Annotated in this window: 16 protein-coding genes; 5 read left to right on the top strand and 11 right to left on the bottom strand. The window is 72.0% G+C overall.

Features of this window, described 5'->3' with window-relative positions; genetic code table 11:
- The 10 genes from ACZ5UI_RS03080 to ACZ5UI_RS03035 are packed head-to-tail and all read right to left on the bottom strand — an operon-like array spanning nt 1 to nt 9,610.
- Nucleotides 1-759 (bottom strand): enoyl-CoA hydratase-related protein, encoded by a 759-nt coding sequence (locus ACZ5UI_RS03080; protein ID WP_464194098.1) that lies wholly within the window; start codon nt 757-759, stop codon nt 1-3.
- Nucleotides 756-1,844, bottom strand: coding sequence for a CaiB/BaiF CoA transferase family protein (locus ACZ5UI_RS03075; protein ID WP_464194096.1), 1,089 nt, complete (start codon nt 1,842-1,844; stop codon nt 756-758). The genes ACZ5UI_RS03080 and ACZ5UI_RS03075 overlap by 4 nt, the downstream gene beginning before the upstream one ends.
- Nucleotides 1,837-2,997, bottom strand: coding sequence for a CaiB/BaiF CoA transferase family protein (locus tag ACZ5UI_RS03070; RefSeq protein WP_464194094.1), 1,161 nt, complete (start codon nt 2,995-2,997; stop codon nt 1,837-1,839). The genes ACZ5UI_RS03075 and ACZ5UI_RS03070 overlap by 8 nt, the downstream gene beginning before the upstream one ends.
- Entirely contained in the window at nt 2,990-3,313 is a 324-nt protein-coding gene (locus tag ACZ5UI_RS03065; RefSeq protein WP_464194092.1) for an EthD family reductase, read from the bottom strand. The genes ACZ5UI_RS03070 and ACZ5UI_RS03065 overlap by 8 nt, the downstream gene beginning before the upstream one ends.
- Nucleotides 3,314-3,322: 9 nt before the next feature.
- Complete coding sequence (locus ACZ5UI_RS03060; RefSeq protein ID WP_464194090.1) at nt 3,323-4,855, bottom strand: class I adenylate-forming enzyme family protein; 1,533 nt, start codon at nt 4,853-4,855, stop codon at nt 3,323-3,325.
- Nucleotides 4,852-5,640 carry an N-acyl homoserine lactonase family protein gene (locus tag ACZ5UI_RS03055; protein WP_464194088.1) on the bottom strand — a complete coding sequence of 263 codons (789 nt, stop codon included), beginning with the start codon at nt 5,638-5,640 and terminating at the stop codon, nt 4,852-4,854. Before ACZ5UI_RS03055 ends, ACZ5UI_RS03060 begins: the two co-directional genes overlap by 4 nt.
- Nucleotides 5,633-5,950: an EthD domain-containing protein gene (locus ACZ5UI_RS03050; protein ID WP_464194086.1), complete on the bottom strand. Its 318-nt coding sequence runs from the start codon at nt 5,948-5,950 to the stop codon at nt 5,633-5,635. Before ACZ5UI_RS03050 ends, ACZ5UI_RS03055 begins: the two co-directional genes overlap by 8 nt.
- A 2-nt stretch (nt 5,951-5,952) precedes the next feature.
- Nucleotides 5,953-7,464 carry a sugar ABC transporter ATP-binding protein gene (locus tag ACZ5UI_RS03045; protein ID WP_464194084.1) on the bottom strand — a complete coding sequence of 504 codons (1,512 nt, stop codon included), beginning with the start codon at nt 7,462-7,464 and terminating at the stop codon, nt 5,953-5,955.
- On the bottom strand, nt 7,461-8,480 hold the full coding sequence (locus tag ACZ5UI_RS03040) for an ABC transporter permease (RefSeq protein WP_464194082.1): 1,020 nt from the start codon (nt 8,478-8,480) through the stop codon (nt 7,461-7,463). Before ACZ5UI_RS03040 ends, ACZ5UI_RS03045 begins: the two co-directional genes overlap by 4 nt.
- A gap of 8 nt (nt 8,481-8,488) precedes the next feature.
- Nucleotides 8,489-9,610 carry a sugar ABC transporter substrate-binding protein gene (locus ACZ5UI_RS03035; protein WP_464194080.1) on the bottom strand — a complete coding sequence of 374 codons (1,122 nt, stop codon included), beginning with the start codon at nt 9,608-9,610 and terminating at the stop codon, nt 8,489-8,491.
- Nucleotides 9,611-9,957: 347 nt separating this feature from the next.
- On the opposite strand from ACZ5UI_RS03035, the gene ACZ5UI_RS03030 reads away from it, so the two are divergent.
- Genes ACZ5UI_RS03030 through ACZ5UI_RS03010 form a run of 5 tightly spaced genes read left to right on the top strand, consistent with a single transcriptional unit; the run spans nt 9,958 to nt 15,615 of the window.
- Complete coding sequence (locus ACZ5UI_RS03030) at nt 9,958-11,130, top strand: CaiB/BaiF CoA transferase family protein (RefSeq protein ID WP_464194078.1); 1,173 nt, start codon at nt 9,958-9,960, stop codon at nt 11,128-11,130.
- Nucleotides 11,127-11,978, top strand: coding sequence for an HpcH/HpaI aldolase/citrate lyase family protein (locus tag ACZ5UI_RS03025; RefSeq protein ID WP_464194077.1), 852 nt, complete (start codon nt 11,127-11,129; stop codon nt 11,976-11,978). Before ACZ5UI_RS03030 ends, ACZ5UI_RS03025 begins: the two co-directional genes overlap by 4 nt.
- Nucleotides 11,975-12,502, top strand: coding sequence for a MaoC family dehydratase (locus ACZ5UI_RS03020; RefSeq protein ID WP_464194074.1), 528 nt, complete (start codon nt 11,975-11,977; stop codon nt 12,500-12,502). Before ACZ5UI_RS03025 ends, ACZ5UI_RS03020 begins: the two co-directional genes overlap by 4 nt.
- A 22-nt stretch (nt 12,503-12,524) precedes the next feature.
- A complete protein-coding gene (locus tag ACZ5UI_RS03015; protein WP_464197753.1) occupies nt 12,525-13,673 on the top strand; it encodes an acyl-CoA dehydrogenase family protein in 1,149 nt (382 codons plus the stop codon).
- Nucleotides 13,674-13,683: 10 nt separating this feature from the next.
- On the top strand, nt 13,684-15,615 hold the full coding sequence (locus ACZ5UI_RS03010; protein ID WP_464194072.1) for an oxidoreductase: 1,932 nt from the start codon (nt 13,684-13,686) through the stop codon (nt 15,613-15,615).
- 25 nt (nt 15,616-15,640) lie between these two features.
- Here the strand turns inward: ACZ5UI_RS03010 and ACZ5UI_RS03005 are convergent, their stop codons facing one another.
- Nucleotides 15,641-16,765: an LLM class flavin-dependent oxidoreductase gene (locus ACZ5UI_RS03005; protein WP_464194070.1), complete on the bottom strand. Its 1,125-nt coding sequence runs from the start codon at nt 16,763-16,765 to the stop codon at nt 15,641-15,643.
- Nucleotides 16,766-16,848: the final 83 nt, after the last annotated feature.

Raw genomic sequence — 16,848 nt, 5'->3', positions numbered from 1 at the left:
TCAGCGGCCCTTGGCGAAGAACGCCTGGCCCGCCGCGGCGGAGTCCGGGTCCTTGCGCAGCTCGGCGGTCAGCCCGCACTCGTAGGCGTAGCCCTCCTTGAGCTCCATCATCTCCGTGCGGTTGAGCCCGTCCTTGGCCATGCGCACGGCGATCGGCAGCTTGGAGGCGATCTCCTCGGCGATCCTGCGCGCCGCGGGCATCAGCTCGTCGGGCTCGTGGATCGACTCGACGACGCCGAGGCGGTAGGCCTCCTGGGCGTTCATCGGCCAGCCCGTGTACATCATCAGGCGCGTGATGCCCTGCGGCGCGATGCGGGCCAGGTGCTTGGACCCGCCGAGCACGCCGAGGTTGACCTCGGGCAGGTGCAGCGTGGCCTTCGTGCTGGCCAGGCGGATGTCGGAGGCCGAGGCGAACGCGACGCCCGAGCCGATGGCCGGGCCGTTCATCGCGCAGATCACCGGTTGGGGCAGCTCGTAGACGAGGTCGACGCAGGCCTGGATCAGATCGGTGTTGGTGATCGCCGTCTCCGGCGTCATCGCCGCCAGCTCGTTGACGTCGGCGCCGGCCACGAACGCGCGCTGGCCCGCCCCGGTGAGGATCACGACGCGGACGGCCTCGTCGTCGGCGATCCGCTGGAACGTCTCGGTGATCTTCGCCACGTCGCTGAAGCGCAGGGCGTTGACCGGCGGGCGATCGATGGTGACCGTGGCGATGCCGAGGTCGTCGATCTCCAGGTGGACGGCGTCGTCGGTGCTCATGGGGTCTCCTTGTCGTGGAAGTCAGGTGCGTCGGCGCCCAGCGCCGGCGCGGGTCGGCGCAGCGACCACGGGCTGGCCGCCATGCGCCAGGGCGGGCCCGGGTGCACGGGACCGTCACCGTCGGGCAGCGCGGTGAAGAACTCGCGCGAGGCCAGCTGTCCGTCCTCGGCGTGCAGGTCGGCCATGTCGCGCACGAGCCCGACGGGCACCCGGCCGGCCTTCATGGCCGGGTAGATCTCCTCGGTGCGCAGCGCGGCGAACGTCGGCGCGGCCAGCGCGTCGACCTCGTCGGCGTGCGCGCGGCGCAGGTGCGGGCTGTCCCAGCGCGGGTCCTGCGCCCACGCGGGCTGGCCCATCTGCTCCTTGACCGTCTCCCACATGCGCGCCTGGGGCAGCGTCCCGACGAACAGCCAGTGGCCGTCGGCCAGCTGCTGCATGCCGACCCCGTGCACCGCCGGATGGTGCGTGCCCATCCGGCCGCGGTTGTGGTCGTCCATCTGCAGCGGCGTGACCGCGCACTCCAGCAGGATCGTGGCCACCTCCTGCAGCGAGACGTCGACGTGCTGGCCCTCCCCGGTGCGGCGGGCGTGCCAGAGCGCGATGAGCGTGGCCGAGAACGCGCTCAGCCCGGCCAGGTGCCACACCTGGTGGCCGCCGGGCACGAGCGGGGCGCGGTCGGGCAGGCCGGTCACGTGGGCCAGGCCGCCGGCGGCCGCGGCGATCAGGTCGCCGCCGCGCCAGCCGGCCCGCGGGCCCGTGTGGCCGAAGGGCGTGATCGTCGTGGCCACCAGCTGCGGGCGGCCGGCGGGCAGCGCCGCCAGCGCGTCGGGACCGAGGTCGCAGACCAGCACGTCGGCCTGTTCCAGCAGGCCCGCCAGCTGGGCGTCGTCGGCCACGACGGAGCGCTTGTTCGTGTTCAGGCCGGCGAACCAGTCGGGGTCCAGCTCGCGCAGCGGATCGCCCGCGGGCGGCTCGACCTTGACCACGTCGGCGCCGTAGTCGCCCAGCAGGCGGGCGCACAGCGGGCCCGAGGCCATCGACGCGAGCTCGACGACCCGCAGGCCGGCCAGCGGTCCGTCAGGCATGGGTCAGCTCCGCGAAGACCTCGTCGCTGTGCTCGCCGATCAGGGGCGCGGGGCGGCGGACGGTGGCCGGCGTGGCCGACAGCCGGGCCACCGGACCCTGCACCGTCAGCTCGCCGACGATCGGCTGGGGCAGCGTGCGCCACCAGCCGCGCGCGGCCAGCTGCGCGTCGGCCAGCACGTCGACGGTGTCCAGCACCCCGCAGGCGGGCACGCCGGCGGCCTGGAGGCGTTCGGCCAGCGCGTCGCGCTCCTGGGTGCTGGTCCAGTCGGCGATCTCGCCGTCCAGATCGCTGCGGCGGGCCAGCCGGTCGGCCAGCGTGGCGAAGCGGGCGTCCTGCGCCCAGCCCCGGCCGCTGACCTGCGCCAGCGCCAGCCACTCGGCCTCGTCGTGGCACTCGATCGCCACCCAGCGATCGGCTCCCGCGCAGGGGTAGATGCCGTGGGGCGACCACAGCGCGCTGGCGTTGCCCAGCGCCCCGGGCGAGACGCCGGTGCGCGCGTAGGCCATCAGCGGCTCGACCAGCAGGGTGGCGGTGATCTCCAGCATCGACAGGTCGATCCACTGGCCTTCGCCGGTGCGCTCGCGATGCAGCAGCGCGGCCATCACCGCGCCCACGCCGGCCAGGCCCGCAACCGAGTCGGGATAGGAGACGCCCGGCTTCATCGGCACGCCGTCGCCGTAGCCGGTCAGGGACATGAGCCCGCTCTCGGCCTCGATCTGCTGGCCGAAGGCGACGGCCGCGCGGTCGGGCCCGGTGGCGCCGAAGCCGGAGATCGAGAGCATCACCACGTCGGGGTTGCGGGCCCGGATCACGTCGTAGGACAGCCCGAGGCGGTCCAGCACGCCGGGCGCGAAGTTCTCCACGACGACGTCGGCCCCGGCGGCCAGCTCGAGCGCGCGGGCGACGTGGCCGGGCTCGCGCAGGTTCAGCGAGATCGAGCGCTTGTTGCGGTTGAGCTCGATGAAGTAGCCGGACGCGTCGAGGTCGGTCCCGTCGGGGTACGGGCCCATCGTGCGCGACACGTCGGGGCGCGTGTCGGACTCGACCTTGACGACGTCGGCGCCGAAGTCGCCGAGCATCTGCGTGCACATCGGCCCGGCCCAGGCCTGGGTGAAGTCCAGGACGCGCAGGCCGTGCAGGGCGTCAGTCAAGCGCGAGCTCCTGTTCTTCCTCGATCGTCACGTACAGGTTGAGCTCGCCGACCCAGGGACCGGACTCCGCGGCCAGCTCCTGGCCGGCAGGCGAGTTGACCGCCGCCTCGAGCGCCTCGACGTCGTCGAAGTACTGCTCGGCCATCCGGAACATCGGCGCCCCCAGCACGACCTGCTGCACGAGCGTCGTGGTGTACCGGCGCATCCCGGGCAGCTGCTTGGCCAGGGGCACGTGATGGTTCCAGTACCAGTCGTCGTACTTGGCCATGTCCATGCCCTCGGGCAGGGTCCAGGTGACCACCCACTTCGCGGCCATCGTCGTCTCCTAGATCTGCGCCTCGTGACCGGCCCACTCCCGGTCACGCAGGACGCGCTTGAGCAGCTTGCCGGTGCTGTTGCGGGGCAGCGCATCGGTCACCTCGACGTCGCGCGGGCGCTTGTAGGCGGCCAGGTGCGCCGTCGCCTCGGCGACGACGGCCCCGCCGTCGGCGCCGGGATCGGCCAGCACCAGGTAGGCCTTGATGCGCTCGCCCCAGTCGGGGTCCGGGATGCCCAGCACCGCGGTCTCGGCGATCGCCGGATGCGCCAGCAGCGCGTCCTCGATCTCCTGCGGGTAGATGTTGACCCCGCCCGAGATGATCATGTCCTTCTTGCGGTCGACGATGTAGACGTAGCCGTCCTCGTCCACGCGCGCGAGGTCGCCCGCGCTGACCCAGCCGTCGACCAACGCCTCAGCGGTCGCGTCGGGCCGGTTGTGGTAGCCGTCGAACAGGTACGGCGAGCGCGAGAACAGCTCGCCCACCTCGCCGGCGGGCAGCGGGCTGCCCTCCTTGTCGCGCACCTCCACCTCGGTCAGCAGCAGCGGCTGGCCGGCGCAGCGCACCTTGCGCAGCTGGTCGGGCGGGCGCAGGTTGGTGACGATGCCCGCCTCGGTCGAGCCGTAGAACTCGTGCAACTGGAGACCCGGCGCGACGCGCAGGATCGCCTCCTTGGTCGGCGTCGGCAGCGGCGCGGCGTTGGAGACAAGGACGCGCAGCGACGGGGGCGCGGCGGCGACCCCGTCGCGCGTCTCGGCCATGCGGCCAAGGATCGTGGGCACGACGAACGCGTTGGTGATGCCCTCGCGCTCGATCGTCTCCCACGCGACGTCGTGGTGGAAGCGGCGCATGATCACCATGCGCCCGCCGACGACGACCGGGGCCAGCACGAACACGAGCGGCCCGCCGTGGTGCATCGGCGTGAAGGTCAGCGTGACGTCGTCGGGGCCCAGGCCGTACTCGGCGCAGGCGGTGATCGCGGTCAGCACGCGCGAGGCCTGCGTGATGCGCGCGCCCTTGGGGCGCCCGGTGGTGCCCGACGTGTAGCCCAGGTAGAACACCGGCTCGTCGGACGGCGGCGGCGGGGTCGGTGAGCCGGCGGCGCTCCAGTCCAGGTAGGGACGCGTGTCGGCGGGCGCGTCGTCGCCGACGCAGATCAGCGCGATCTCCGCCACCCAGTCGCCGAGCTCGAGGATCTCGCGGACCGTGGTCGCGTACTCGGCGTCGTAGATCAGCGTGCGCGAGCCCGAGTCGACCAGCAGGTTGGCGATCTCGGCGGCCGAGGAGCGGAACGACAGGTGCGTGGCGACCACGCCGGCGCGGGCCAACCCGAAGATCACCTCGGCGTAGTCGACCGAGTTGGCCAGCAGCACACCGACGCGCTCACCGCTGCGCACCCCGTCGTCGAGGATCGCGTTGGCCACCCGGATCGAGCGGTCGCGGTACTCGGCGTAGGTCAGGCTGCGGGTCTCGTCGCTGACCGCGGGGCGGTCGGGGTAGCGGCGAGCGGAGACATCGAGCAGGTCGGTGACGCGCATCATGCGTACGACCCTCCTTCCTTCCAGCCCAGCTCCCCGAAGGTCTCTGGGTCATGCGTGTGAAACCAGCGGGCGTTCTCGGCCTCGCCGAGGGCAAGCAGGCGACGGCGGCTGCGCACGAACGCCGACGGGAACCAGATGATGCTGGGCAGCACCATCTCGTCGCGCGTGGAGTCCGACTGGCAGGCGTCGCCGGTGATGATCAGCGGCCCGGTCTCGGGCAGGCGCACGAGCAGCGACTGGTGGCCGGGCGTGTGGCCGGGCGTCTGCAGCAGCTGGATCGTGCCGTCGCCGTACAGGTCGTGGTCGCCGTCCAGCAGCTGGTAGCGCAGGTCGTCGAGCATCAGCTGGTCGAGCGGGTACTCGCGGACCATCGACGGGATGTCGGGCGAGCGGGCGTAGTCGTGCTCGACGCGCTGGACGACGAACGTCGCGTCGGGCAGCTCGGCGTTGGCCCCGCCGTGGTCGCCGTGCAGGTGGGTCATGACGACGTAGCGCACGTCGGAGGGCGCGATGCCGATGCTCTCCAGCTGCTTGGTCAGCTGGCGCTCCGGCGGGAACTCCGGCACGCCGAGGCGGTCCTCGCCGGTCCCCCAGGCCTCCGCCGCGGCGGTGATCACGCCGGCGTTCAGGCCGGTGTCGACCACGACGATCCCCTCGGGGTGGCGGATGACGCTCCAGGTCGTGGTGACCTTGATGCGCGTGCCACAGCCGACGCCGTTGGTGATGATCGACTGGTCCAGCCAGAAGTGGGCGGAGTTGAACGGGTGAAAGGTCAGCTCAGTCATCGACGTACACGCCCACGTTGGCGTTGGACAGGACGGGGACCCAGCGGTTGAAGTCCGCGCTGCAGGCCTCGCGCTGCGGCGTGGCCCAGCCGGCGGCGAACGCCTCGACGCTCTCCAGCTCGTACACGTTGAGGTACTTGGCGCCGGTGTCGGCGTTGGGGAACGGCCCGGCGTTGCGGTAGCGACGCACCCCGCGGTAGCCGGGCAGCGCCAGCGCCTCGGGCACGTGCACCTCGCTGTACCAGCGCTCGAACTCCGGCTCGCGGGCGGCATCGACGTCGAACGACGCGACGAACAGCGTGCTGGTCATGCTCAAAGCACCTCCTGGGGATCGCGCGCGCCGGTCATCTCGCCGACGATCGCGTGCTCGGTCACGTCTTCGCCGGTCAGCTCGGCCACCAGCGCGCCGCTGCGGAACACGAAGACGCGGTCGCACAGCAGCGACAGCTCCTCGGGCTCGCCGGAGCCGATGATGCAGGTGCGCCCCTCGGAGGCGAACCGGGCCAGCAGGTCGTGCAGGCCCTGGCGGGCGCCGACGTCGACGCCCACCGTCGGGTCCTCGAACACGAGCACCCGGCTGCCGCTGAGCATCAGCCGGCCGAACAGGACCCGCTGCTGGTTGCCGCCCGACAGGGCGCTGATCGGCTTGCGCAGGTGCTGGTCGACGGCCAGCTCGGTGGCGATCGGGGTCGCGGCGGCCAGCTCGCGGCGGCGGCTGATCATGCCGCCGCTGCCGACGTCGTCGAAGCTGGAGATGACCATGTTGCGCGCGACGCTGTCGTCGCTGAGCACCGCGTCGCGGCGGGCGGGCGGCAGGTACCCGACGCCGGCGCGCACGGCCGACCGGGCCGAGCGCACGGTCACGTCGCCCACGCGCACGCTGCCGCTGCTCGCCGGCTGGGCGCCGGAGATCGCGCCGAAGACGTCTTCCACGCCGGAGCCGGGCAAACCGGCCAGGCCGACGATCTCGCCGGGCCGGGCCACCAGGTTGACGTCCTGCACGCGCTCGCCGCAGACGCCCTCGAGCACGACCGCGGCCTCTTCGCCCATGCTCGGCTCGCGCACGGTCGGGCGCGCCTTCTCGGCGTCGGGCTCGCGCTCGCCCTTGGTCAGCTGGGCGGCCAGCGCGGGGCGGGTGATCGCGGCGTCGCGCATGACCTCCACGACCGCGCCGTCGCGCATGACCGTCACCACCGGGCACAGTCGCACGACCTCGATCAGGCGGTGGGAGATGTAGAGCACGCCGAGGTCGTGGTCGCGCAGACGCTCGACGACCTCCAGCAGCGGCTCGGCGTGGTCGGGCGACATGCCCGCGGTGGGCTCGTCGAGCAGTAGCAGGCGCGCCTCGCGGTGCAGCGCCTGGGCGACCATGATCGCCTTCTGCTGGGAGGGCAGCAGCTCGCCCACCGCGCGGCTGACCGAGATGTCCAGCCCGAGGCGGTCGACCGCCGCCTGCGCGGCGCGCTTCTCGGCGCCGCGGTTGACGAAGCCCGCGCGCCGCGGCTCAGCGCCCAGGCAGACGGTCTGGGCCACCGACAGCTCGCCCGGCACGGCCAGCTCCTGGGGCACGGTCACGATGCCCCGGCCCAGGCCGTCGCGCATCGAGCTCAGCGAGATCTCCTCGCCGCCCAGCACGACGACGCCCTCGTCGGGGCTGAGCCGGCCGGTGAGGATGCCCACCAGCGTGCTCTTGCCGGCGCCGTTGGGCCCGATCAGCCCGTGGATCTGGCCGCTGCGCACCTCGATCGAGGCGTCACGGACGGCCTGCGTGCCGCCGAAGCGCTTGGAGACCCCGTGCGCCGCGAGGAGGACCTCGCCGCTCATCGGATCTGGCGGGCCAGCAGCACGGCGATGGCGAGCACGCCACCCTCGATCACCTGCACCTGCCAGGCGGGCTGGCCGAGCATCGTCAGCCCGGTCTCCAGCACGCCGATGAAGGCGACGCCGAACAGGGTCGACAGCGCGCCGAACCGGCCGAGGCCGACGGCGGCGGCGCCCAGGAAGGCGGCGGTGTAGGGCGACAGCAGCAGGCCCGCACCGCTGTCGGGGTAGTACTGCGAGGCCTTCGACATGAGGACCACGCCGGCCAGGCCGGAGAGGCCGCCGACGATCACGAAGGCGAGCACGCGCTCGCGGCCGACCGGGAGGCCGGCCAGCTCGGCGGCGCGCCGGTTGGCGCCGATCGCCCGCAGCCGGCGGCCGAAGGTCGTGAACTCCATGAGCACGTAGACGGCGAGCGTCACGACCAGCGCGATCAGCACCGCGCGGGGCACGCCCAGCGTCTCGCCCTGCGTCAGGTCGATGAAGTTCTGGGGCAGGCCGGGAACGACCTCGTCACCGCTGATCAACCGCTCGATGCCGGTGGCTATCGAGCCGAAGGCCAAGGTGATGATGAAGGCCGGCGCCTTTCCGTAGGCGACGGCGAGGCCGTTGCACAGGCCGACGGCGATGCCCACGACGATCGCGGCCACGATCGACAGGGCCATCGGCCAGTCGTTGTTGACCATCGTCAGCACGGCGGTCGCGCCGCTGAGCCCGACGGTCGCCGCGAAGGACAGGTCGAACTCGCCGATGGCCAGGACGACGGTCAGGCCGGCGCCCAGGATGAGCAGGATGCTCATCGAGTTCATGATCGCCTTGGCGTTGTCCCACGTCGGGAACGTCTCCGGCCGCAACGCGGCGAACAGGATGATGATCCCGAGGAAGAGCAGGATGCCGCCGCCGCGGGTGGCCTGCTTGAGCACCCGCTCACGACCGACCTTCCCCGGCCCGCGTCTGCGGGCCGGGGTCGGGGCCGAGGAGCCGGAGACCGGCGGCTTGATGCTGGCAGTCTGCTCCATGATGTCTCCTACTTGACGCCGTATTCCTGCTGCCACTGCGGCAGGAACTTGTTGACGTACTCCTCCAACGGCAGAGGTCCGTCCTGGCCCTCCGGCGGGATGTTGTCCTGCGTGATGATCTCGTAGGTGATGAGATCGGCCGGCGGCGTCTTGGGGATCGCCTCGCCGGTGGCGAAGTTCGCCGCCAGGCGGTCGGCGGCGTACGTGGCGCCGTAGGCGTGCGTCGTGTCGGTCAGCGCGACGATGTTCTTGTTGGCCCGCATCAGCGGGTTGTTGACCGAGTCGGCGTAGAACGAGTAGACGTCGGTCTGATCGGACTTGCCGGCCGACTTGATCGCCTGCACCGCACCGGCGGTGAACGTGTCGTAGACCGGGATGATCGCCGCGAGGTCCGGGTTCTGGGACATGATCGCCGCCGTCTTCTGCTCGGCGTCGGCGAAGGTCTGCTCGGTGGCCGGCTCAGCGACCACGTCCAGGCCGCAGTCCTCGGCGGCCTTCTTCATCACGTCGCCGCGGATCTTGCCGCTGTAGAACAGGTCGAAGCGCAGGATCGCGACCTTCGAGCCCGGCTTCTGGTCGGCGCAGACCTTCTCGCCCAGCACGTCGCTGAGCTTGGTGTCGTCCTCGTTGTAGACGCCCGACATCAGGTCGTCCAGACCGTGGGTGTTCTCGCCGCCCATGTTGATGACGGGGATGCCCTTCTTCTTGGCCGCCTCGAGCGGCGCCTTGATGAGGGCCGGCTCGGCCGTGGTGACGATCGCGTCGACGTTGTTGTTGATCGCCGCGGTCATCTGCTGGCTGACCGTCTGACCGTCGCCCTTGGCGTCGGTCGTGGTGACGTCCCAGCCCAGCTTGTCGGCGGCCATGTTGAAGACGTCGTTCATGCGCTTCTCGACCGGCGCCTGCAGGAAGATTTCGACGTAGGCGATCTTCTTGCCGCTGACGTCCTTGGTGCCGCTGGCCGTGGTGGAAGCGGCGGCGGTCGTCGACGCCGCCGCGGTCGACGCGTCGGATGTGGCCGACGTCGAGCTGTCTGAGTCGCTGCCGCATCCTGCGGCGACGAAGGTGATCGCGAGCGCCAGCGGGGCGAGCGTGAGACTCGAGAACCGGCGGACCGGCGAACTGCGCATCTGTGCTCCTTCGGGAGAGGACAAGTCGGCCTGTGTTCCGCCGGCCGAGACTTCGGAGGTCGGACACCTGACTGAGCACTTCCTATACGAGCCTCAGTTGCGTTGTCAACCCGATGTCGGACATCCACTGTCACCGCACGGACGCCCTTAGTGGAGCCAATGCCGACAAAACGCCGCAAACAAGCGACGCTTCGACATCATGGCCATACAGCTGAACACCAGGGCCAAAATTCGGGCGAAATTCCCGAGCAGAGAGCCGATCCAGGTGGCGCCGCGACCCGAGACGGTCATCGACGCTTGTCAAGCGATTCGACCGCGTATAGGTTGATGTCAGACTTATGCCTTCGATGGATGCACCACTGGCGGATCTGCGGATCCTGTCGATCGAGCAGTTCGGCGCCGGTCCGTGGGCGACGATGCAGCTGGCCGATCTCGGCGCGGACGTCGTCAAGATCGAGCACCCTGCCGATGGCGGCGACGTGGCCCGCGACGTGCCGCCGTACGCGACGGGCCAGGGCGACTCGCTCTACTTCGAGAGCTTCAACCGCAACAAGCGCAGCATCGCGCTGGACCTGCGCACCCCGACGGACCGCGGCGTCTTCGAGGACCTGGTCGCCCAGGCCGACGCCGTCTTCAGCAACCTGCGCGGCGACAAGCCCGCCGGCCTGGGCATCACCTACGCCGACCTCGCGCCCGTCAACCCGCGGATCGTCTGCTGCTCGCTGAGCGGCTTCGGGCAGACCGGGCCGCGCGCCGCCCAGGGCGCCTACGACCACGTGATCCAGGCGCTGTCGGGCTGGATGAGCATCACCGGCCAGCCCGACGGGCCGCCGTTGCGCACCGGGCTCGGCCTGGCCGACTTCGCCGGTGGCTACGCCGCCGCGCTGACCCTGCTGGCCGCCGTGCACCGGGCACGCCGTGACGGCGTCGGCGCCGACTGCGACGTGTCGCTGTTCGACACCGCGCTCTCGCTGCTGAACTACCAGGGCACCTGGGCGGCCACGCGCGACCACGTGGCCACCCGGCTGCCCGACTCGGCGCACGCCAGCGTCGTCCCCTTCCAGACCTTCGCCGCCGCCGACGGCTGGCTGGCCGTCGCCTGCCCCAAGCCGATCCTGTGGGAGCGGCTGTGCCAGGCGCTCGGTCGTCCCGACCTGCTGTCGGACCCGCGCTACGCCGACTACGCCGGCCGCGACGCCCACCGCGACACGCTGATCCCCGCGCTGTCGGCCGAGTTCGCCCGTCGCACCGTGGCCCACTGGCTGGAGCTCCTGCACGCGGCCGACGTCCCCGTCGCCCCGGTCAACGACATCGCCGAGGCGCTCAGCGACCCGCAGGCCGTGGCCCGCGGGGCGGTCGTCTCCTACGAGCACCCGCGCCTGGGCACGGTGCGCCAGCCCGCCTCGCCCCTGCGCGTCAGCGGCCACCAGGCGCCGACCCGGCCCGCCCCGGCGATGGGCGCCGACACCGACGCCGTGCTGGCCGGCTGGTGTGGCGTCACCCGGGAGCGCGTCGCGTGAGCGCGGTCGCCGAGCGCCTGGCCCGCGCCACCACCCTCCTGTTCACCCCCGCCGACAGCGGGCGCCGCCTGACCAAGGCGTTCGCCTCGCGGGCGGACATCGTGATCGCCGACCTCGAGGACGCGATCGCCCCCGACGCCAAGCAGGCCGCCCGCGACGGGCTGGCCGCGTTCGCCTGGCCCGCGGGGCCCGGACCGCTGCGCGGGGTGCGCATCAACGCGCCCGGCACGCCCGAGCACGCCGCCGACCTCGCGCTCGTGCAGGCGATCGGCGCCGACGTGGTGATGGTCCCCAAGGCCGATCCGGCCGCGCTGGCCCGCACCGACTGGCCCGCGCCGCTGATGCCGATCGTCGAGACCCCGGCCGCCGTGCGTGAGGCCTACGCGATCGCCCGCACCCCGGGCGTCGCGCGCATCCTGTTCGGCTCGATCGACCTGGCCACGACGCTGGGGGTCGACCACCGCGCCGGCGACGACGCGCTGCTGTTCGCGCGCTCCAGCCTGGTCGTCGACTGCGCCGCCGCAGGGATCGCGCCGCCGATGGACGGCGTGCACCTCGAGCTGCGCAACCGGGAGTCGCTGACCGCCGAGTGCGCCCGGGCCCGCGCGCTGGGCTTCACCGGCAAGGCCTGCCTGCACCCCGACCAGCTCGACACCGTCGCGCAGACCTTCGCGCCCAGCGCCGCCGAGGCCGACTGGGCCCGCCGCGTCGTCGCGGCCGCCCGGGCGGCGGCGGCCGACGGGCGCGGGGTGACCGTGGTCGACGGCGCGATGGTCGATGCGCCCGTGCTGGCCCGCGCCCAAGCCCTCATGCACCAGACCACGACACAGACCCGGAGAGCGCAGTGAGCACCGACACAGCCCCCAAGGATTGGCGCGGCCGGTACTTCGAGGACATCGAGGTCGGCGACGTCTACACGAGCCGGCTGGGCCGCACGGTGACCGAGACCGACAACGTCTGGTTCACCTGCCTGACGATGAACACCAACCAGATGCACTTCAACGCGGAGTACGCCAACGGCACCGCGTTCGGAAAGCCGCTGGTCAACAGCTGCCTGACCGTCGCGCTGGTCACCGGCCTGAGCGTCCCCGACACCAGCGAGAACGCCGCCGCCAACCTGGCCTGGACGGACATCACGCTGCCCCGGCCCGTCTACGTCGGCGACACGCTGTGGGCGCAGAGCGAGATCCTGGGCACGCGCGCGTCGGAGTCGCGCCCCAACGCCGGGATCGTCGACATGCGCACGCGCGGCATCAACCAGCGCGGCGAGGTCGTCATCGAGTTCAAGCGGACCTTCCTGCTGTACCGGCGCGACGCGCCAGAGGTCAGCGCGATGCACCCCACACCCAACGAGGAATGGCGAGTCGGATGAGGACAGAGCAGTGAGCTCGGCGATGACGGACGAGCTCAAGGAGATCCGCGCCGGCGTGCGCGCCCTGTGCGAGCGCTTCGACGGCAAGTACTGGCAGGCGCTGGAGCCCGACGGCTACCCCGAGGCGTTCGTCGCCGCGCTGACCGAGCACGGCTGGCTGGCGGCGCTCATCCCCGAGCAGTACGGCGGTGCCGGGCTGAACATCAGCGCGGCCAGCGCGATCCTCGAGGAGATCAACGCGTCGGGCGCCAACTCGAGCGCCTGTCACGCGCAGATGTACATCATGGGCGTGCTGCTGCGCCACGGCAGCGAGGAGCAGCGCGAGCGCTACCTGCCCGAGATCGCCTCCGGCGCCCTGCGCCTGCAGGCCTTCGGCGTGACCGAGCCGGGCGCCGGCTCGGACACCACGCAGATCGCCACCACGGCCAAGCGCACCGACGACGGCTGGGTGGTCAACGGCCAGAAGATCTGGATCTCCCGCGCGGAGCACTCCGACCTGATGCTGCTGCTGGCCCGCACCACGCCGCTGGACCAGATCGAGAAGAAGACCGACGGCCTGTCGACCTTCCTCGTCGACATGCGCCACGCCCGCGAGAACGGCATGACGATCACGCCGATCGACGTGATGCTCAACCATCACACGACGGAGATCTTCTTCGACGACGTGCCGCTGCCCGCCGATGCGCTGGTCGGCGAGGAGGGCAAGGGCTTCAAGCAGATCCTCACCGGCATGAACGCCGAGCGCATCCTGCTCGCCGCGGAGTGCGTGGGCGACGGGCGGTTCTTCATCGACCGCGCCGCCACCTACGCCTCCGAGCGCCAGGTGTTCGGCCGGCCGATCGGGGCCAACCAGGGCGTGCAGTTCCCGCTCGCGCACGCGTACGCGTCCGTGCGGGCCGCCGACCTGATGCGCCAGGAGGCCGCCCGGCTGTACGAGTCCGGTCAGCCCTGCGGCGCCGAGGCCAACATGGCCAAGCTGCTGGCTTCTGAGGCGTCGTGGGCTGCGGCCAACGCGTGCCTGGACACGCACGGCGGCTTCGGGTTCGCCCGCGAGTACGACATCGAGCGCAAGTTCCGCGAGACGCGGCTCTACAAGGTCGCGCCGGTCTCCAACAACCTCGTGCTCGCGCACCTGTCCCAGCACGTGCTCGGCCTGCCCCGCTCCTACTAGGAGGAATCGGATGACGATGTTCCCGGCGCTGGCCCAGCCGCTGCGGGTCGGCCCGCTGACCCTGCGCAACCGCCTGGTGCAGACCGGGCACGCGACCGCCATGGCCGACAACGGCCTGCCGGGCGAGCAGCTTGCCGCCTACTACGGCGAGCGCGCCCGCGGCGGGGTGGCGATGATCATCACCGAGGCCCAGAGCGTCCATCCGACCGCCTCGACGATGGCGCCGACGGTCGGCCTCTACCAGCCCGGGATCGTCGAGGCCTACCGGGCCATCTCCGACGACCTGCACGCCCACGACACGCGCTTCGTCGCGCAGCTGTGGCACTGCGGCAACAACACCGACAGCATGGTCATCGAGCGCGCCGCCTGGTCGTCGTCGGCCGTCGCGGGCCCGCTGAACCACGAGATCCCCCACGTGGTCTCCGAGGCGGAGATCGCCGAGCTCGTGCGCGCCTACGCCGACGGCGCCGCGGTGGCCCGCCGCGGGGGCGCCGACGGCGTCGAGATCCACATGGGCCACGGCTACCTGCCCCACCAGTTCCTCTCGCCGCTGTGGAACCAGCGCACCGACGCCTACGGCGGCTCGCCCGAGAAGCGGTTGCGGTTCCCGCTGGAGGTGCTGCTGGCGGTGGTCGAGGCGATCGGCCCCGACATGGCGCTCGGCGTGCGGCTCAGCGGCGAGGACGGGGTTCCCGGCGGCATGCAGCTGGCCGACACGATCGCCGTGGCCCGTCTGCTGACCCAGACCGGGCACGTGTCCTACCTGAACGTGTCCTACGGGACCTACGCGAACATGGAGATCCAGACCGCGCCGATGGGCATGCCGGCCGGGCACCTGGCGCCGCTGGCCGCCGCGGTCAAGGCGCAGGTCGACGTGCCGGTGCTGGCCGTCGGGCGCATGCTCAGCCCCGACGTCGGTCAGCGCCTGGTGGCCGACGGCTCGGCCGACCTGATCGGCATGGCCCGGGAGCTGATCTGCGACCCGGAGTACGCGGCCAAGGCGCTGAGCGGCCGCGGCGACGAGATCCGCCCGTGCATCGGGTGCAACCACTGCCAGTCGCGCCTGTGGTCGGCCAAGCACGTGACCTGCATCCACAACCCCGCGGCCGGGCGCGAACGCGAGCTGGGCCGGGCCACGCGGGCGGCCACGACCGCGCCCCGCGACGTGCTCGTCGTCGGTGGCGGCCCCGGCGGCATGGAGGCGGCGGTCGTCGCCGCCCAGGCCGGTCACCGGGTGCGCCTGATCGAGCGCGGCGCCGAGCTCGGCGGGCAACTGCGCTTCGCCTCGCGGCCGCCCTCGCGCCAGGAGGTGGCGAAGGTCATCGCCCACCGCATCGACCTGCTCGAGCGCCTGGCCGTCGACGTCTCGCTGGGCGCCGAGCTGGCGCCCGACGACATCGCCGGCCTGGACGTCGACGTGGTCGTGCTGGCCACCGGCTCGACGCCCAGCGCGCCCGGCGCGCTGACCAGCTGGGACGTGCTCGACGGGCGCCTGCCCGACGGCGACGGGACGGTGCTGGTCGTCGACCACGAAGGGCACGTGCAGGCGCTGGCGGTGGCCGACTTCCTGCTGGACGCCGGGCGCGACGTCGAGCTGGTGACGCCGCTGCCCCAGGTCGGGCTGCACGTCGGCGGCACGGCGTGGGCGCGGCTGATGCAGCTGGTCAGCCGGCGCGGCGCGCGCCTGTCGCCCAACACCGCGCTGGCCGAGGTCCTCCCCGGCGGCCGCGTCGAGCTGGCCGACACCTTCGGCGGACCGGGCCGCACGCTCGACGGCGTCGATGCCGTCGTGGTCTGCGGTCAGGCGGTGGCCAACGACGCGCTGCTGGCCCCGCTGCAGGCTCGCGCGGACCTGCAGGTGATCGCGGTCGGCGACTGCGTGGCCCCGCGGCACCTGGACATGGCGATCCTCGAAGGCCATCGCGCCGGCCGCTCGATCTGAGCGGCCGGCCCGGGCCGGGCGGCGCTCAGGCCGCCGGCGTGCCCACCGGGACGCGCAGCCCCGCCTGCTCGAGCAGCGGCAGCACCTGCTCGGCGAACAGGCCGATGCCCTCCTCGTAGTTGACCCACGAGAGGGTCGTCCCGTCCAGGCCCACCTCGGCCATGTCGATGAACTCCTGGGCGATCATCTCCGGGGTGCCGACGATCGCGCGCCCGCCCCAGCCGGCCACGGTGCGCTCGGCCATCTCGTTGCGCTCGAACACGGCGCCCGCGCCGCTGTTGACCGCGTAGATGTCCATCAGGTTGCGGCACGCGTCCCAGTCGCCGTTCTGGTGGACGTAGTAGTCGTAGAAGTCGCGCGCCTCCTGCTCGGTGTCGGCGCAGACGATCTGGCAGGCGGTGAACACGCGCAGGTCGCGACCGTAGGCGTCGCGCGCGTTGGCCTTCGTCTCGCTGACCATCGAGCGGGCGCGGTCCAGCGTGTCGACCGCGATGAAGCTGACGTCGGCGTGCTTGGCGGCGAAGTCGCGCCCGCGGGGGCTGACGCCGGCGGCCATCACAACGGGGTAGGGGTCCTGCAGCGGCCCGGGCTGCGAGTAGGCCGACGGGATGTCGAAGAACTCGCCGTGGAAGTCGAACGCCTCGGTCGACGCCGCCAGCTGCTTGAGCAGCGTCACGAACTCGTCGGCGTAGGCGTAGCGGCCCTCGTGGTCGCGCTGGTCGACGCCGAACATGCTGACCTCGTGCGGGTTCCAGCCCGCGACGAAGTTGATGCCGAAGCGCCCGCCGGAGATGTGGTCCAGCGTGGCGATCGCCTTGGCCATGCGGATCGGGTGCGCGGTGGGCATCGCGAACGTCGCGAACACGTCGATCTCGCTGGTCGCCGCGGCCAGGCCGGCGGCCCAGGTGAGCGTGTCGAACGACTCGCCGTTGAAGTTCGTCTCGCCGCCGAAACCGCGCCAGCGGTCGACGGGGATGACCGCGTCCAGGCCGGCGCGCTCGGCCGCCAGCGCGATGCGCAGGCTCTGGTCCCAGTCGGCCTCGACCGTTCCGGGGATCTTCGTCATGGTCAGGCCGCCGCGCATGTTGAAGCCGAACGCGGCGAGCTTGAACTGGTTGGGTCCGTCCAGGATCTTGGGGCGAGTCGACATGAGTCTGACTTTAGACAGCGACGCCTCGTATTGCCAGCATCAAAGCGCCGAATCATCGGCCATGGTCCTTGTACGTCCGGTCC

Source organism: Conexibacter sp. JCM 18997, from assembly GCF_055391915.1.
The sequence above is the reverse complement of the archived record's forward strand: the minus strand, read 5'-3'. Positions and strand labels throughout refer to the sequence as shown.

Bases quoted from the DNA above. Each gene is read 5' to 3' on its own strand.
- ACZ5UI_RS03080 (WP_464194098.1), bottom strand. From the start codon at position 759: ATGAGCACCGACGACGCCGTCCACCTGGAGATCGACGACCTCGGCATC.
- ACZ5UI_RS03075 (WP_464194096.1), bottom strand. From the start codon at position 1,844: ATGCCTGACGGACCGCTGGCCGGCCTGCGGGTCGTCGAGCTCGCGTCG.
- ACZ5UI_RS03065 (WP_464194092.1), bottom strand. From the start codon at position 3,313: ATGGCCGCGAAGTGGGTGGTCACCTGGACCCTGCCCGAGGGCATGGAC.
- ACZ5UI_RS03060 (WP_464194090.1), bottom strand. From the start codon at position 4,855: ATGATGCGCGTCACCGACCTGCTCGATGTCTCCGCTCGCCGCTACCCC.
- ACZ5UI_RS03055 (WP_464194088.1), bottom strand. From the start codon at position 5,640: ATGACTGAGCTGACCTTTCACCCGTTCAACTCCGCCCACTTCTGGCTG.
- ACZ5UI_RS03050 (WP_464194086.1), bottom strand. From the start codon at position 5,950: ATGACCAGCACGCTGTTCGTCGCGTCGTTCGACGTCGATGCCGCCCGC.
- ACZ5UI_RS03045 (WP_464194084.1), bottom strand. From the start codon at position 7,464: ATGAGCGGCGAGGTCCTCCTCGCGGCGCACGGGGTCTCCAAGCGCTTC.
- ACZ5UI_RS03040 (WP_464194082.1), bottom strand. From the start codon at position 8,480: ATGGAGCAGACTGCCAGCATCAAGCCGCCGGTCTCCGGCTCCTCGGCC.
- ACZ5UI_RS03035 (WP_464194080.1), bottom strand. From the start codon at position 9,610: ATGCGCAGTTCGCCGGTCCGCCGGTTCTCGAGTCTCACGCTCGCCCCG.
- ACZ5UI_RS03030 (WP_464194078.1), top strand. From the start codon at position 9,958: ATGGATGCACCACTGGCGGATCTGCGGATCCTGTCGATCGAGCAGTTC.
- ACZ5UI_RS03015 (WP_464197753.1), top strand. From the start codon at position 12,525: ATGACGGACGAGCTCAAGGAGATCCGCGCCGGCGTGCGCGCCCTGTGC.
- ACZ5UI_RS03010 (WP_464194072.1), top strand. From the start codon at position 13,684: ATGACGATGTTCCCGGCGCTGGCCCAGCCGCTGCGGGTCGGCCCGCTG.
- ACZ5UI_RS03005 (WP_464194070.1), bottom strand. From the start codon at position 16,765: ATGTCGACTCGCCCCAAGATCCTGGACGGACCCAACCAGTTCAAGCTC.